General features: G+C 56.5%; 1 protein-coding gene. It reads left to right on the forward strand.

Translation table 11 applies throughout. The features are described 5' to 3' along the window. Positions 1-2,416 (forward strand): beta strand repeat-containing protein (locus FVB9532_RS19185; RefSeq protein ID WP_150546796.1); only part of this gene is annotated, 2,416 nt, incomplete at both ends.

Below are 2,416 nucleotides of genomic sequence, written 5' to 3' on the forward strand. Positions count from 1 at the left end.
ACAGACCACCGAGGACCTATCGAGCAGCAGCAGTACCACCCAGGACGATACGACGGTGACCCCGTTCAGTCAAAACCCGGGCATTGCACTGATCAAGACGGCGACCTTCAATGATGAGAACAACGATGGCTTTGCCCAGGAGGGTGAGACGATCAGCTACGCCTTTAGTGTGAAGAACACGGGGGATGTGACGCTGACCAATGTGACGGTCACCGACCCACTGGTAAGTGTATCGGGCGGGCCTTTGGCCAGTTTGACCCCGGGAGCTGAGAACACCACTACCTTTACGGCCAGCTATACGATCACCCAGTCCGATGTGGACAACGGGAATGTTTCCAACCAGGCGACCGCGACGGGAACCTATACCGATGGCAATGGGAACCCCCAGACCACGGAAGACCTTTCCAGTAGTGACAGTTACACCAGGGATAATACGACGGTGACCCCGTTCAACCAAAACCCGGGGATAGCGCTGATCAAGACGGGAACTTTCAATGATGAGAACGGTGATGGCTTTGCACAGGTGGGCGAGACGATCAGCTACGCCTTCACGGTAACCAATACCGGTGATGTGACCTTAACGGACATCAGCATTGATGACCCATTGGTAGCGGTAAGCGGCAGCTTGCCGAGCCTGTCCCCCGGCGCAGTAGATGATACGAGCTTTACGGCGAGCTATACGGTCACCCAGTCCGATGTGGACAACGGTAATGTTTCCAACCAGGCCACGGCCACAGGTAATTATACCGATGGCAATGGGAACCCCCAGACCACCGAGGACCTATCGGGCAGCAGCAATACCACGGACGGTACGACGGTGACCCCGTTTGGCCAGAACCCGGGCATCGCGCTGATCAAGACGGGAACTTTCAATGATGAGAACAACGATGGCTTTGCCCAGGTAGGGGAAACGATCGATTACACCTTTACGGTGACCAATACGGGTGATGTGACCTTGACCAATGTGACGGTGACCGACCCACTGGTCACTGTATCGGGCGGCCCGCTGTCCAGTTTTGCCCCGGGAGCAGTAGATGATACGAGCTTTACGGCCAGCTATACGATCACGCAGTCCGATGTGGATAACGGAACTGTCACCAACCAGGCGACTGCCACGGGTAACTATACCGATGGCAATGGGAACCCCCAGACCACGGAAGACCTATCGGGCAGTAGCAGCAATACACAGGACGATGTGACGCAGACGCCGTTTGCCCAGGATGCCGGCATAGCGCTGATCAAGACCGCGACCTTCAATGATGAGAACGGCGATGGTTTTGCGCAGGTAGGGGAAACGATCGATTACGCCTTCACGGTGACCAATACGGGAGAGGTCACGCTGACCAATGTGACGGTGACCGACCCACTGGTAAGCGTATCGGGCGGCCCACTGTCCAGTTTTGCCCCTGGTGCTGTGGACAACGGTACCTTTACGGCGACCTATACGGTCACCCAGGCCGATGTGGACAACGGGAATGTTTCCAATCAGGCCACGGCCACAGGTAACTATACCGATGGCAACGGGAACCCGCAGACCACGGAAGACCTATCGGGCAGCAGCAGCAATACCACGGACGATCCGACGGTGACCCCGTTTGGCCAAAACCCGGGTATAGCCTTGATCAAGACGGCGACCTTCAATGATGAGAACGGCGATGGCTTTGCGCAGGCGGGCGAGACGATCGATTACGCCTTTAGTGTGACCAATACGGGAGATGTGACCTTAACGGATATCAGCATTGATGACCCACTAGTAGGGGTAAGCGGCAACTTGCCGAGTCTGTCCCCCGGCGCAGTAGATGATACGAGCTTTACGGCGACCTATACGGTCACCCAGTCCGATGTGGACAACGGCAATGTATCCAACCAGGCGACTGCCACAGGGAACTATACCGATGGCAACGGGAACCCCCAGACCACGGAAGACCTATCGAGCAGTAGCAGCAATACCACGGACGATCCGACGGTGACCCCGTTCAACCAAAACCCTGGCATAGCCTTGATCAAGACCGCGACCTTCAATGATGAGAACGGCGATGGCTTTGCACAGGCGGGCGAGACGATCGATTATGCCTTCACGGTGACCAATACCGGGGATGTGACCTTAACGGACATCAGCATTGATGACCCATTGGTAGCGGTAAGCGGCAGCTTGCCGAGTCTGTCCCCCGGCGCAGTAGATGATACGAGCTTTACGGCGACCTATACGGTCACCCAGGCCGATGTGGACAACGGAAATGTTTCCAACCAGGCCACGGCCACAGGTAACTATACCGATGGCAACGGGAACCCCCAGACGACCGAGGACCTATCGGGCAGCAGCAATACCACGGACGGTACGACGGAGACCCCATTGTCCCAGAACCCTGGCATAGCCTTGATCAAGACCGCGACCTTCAATGATGAGAACGGCGAT

The organism is Mesonia oceanica, from assembly GCF_902499555.1.
Taxonomy (GTDB): Bacteria; Bacteroidota; Bacteroidia; order Flavobacteriales; family Flavobacteriaceae; genus Mesonia; species Mesonia oceanica.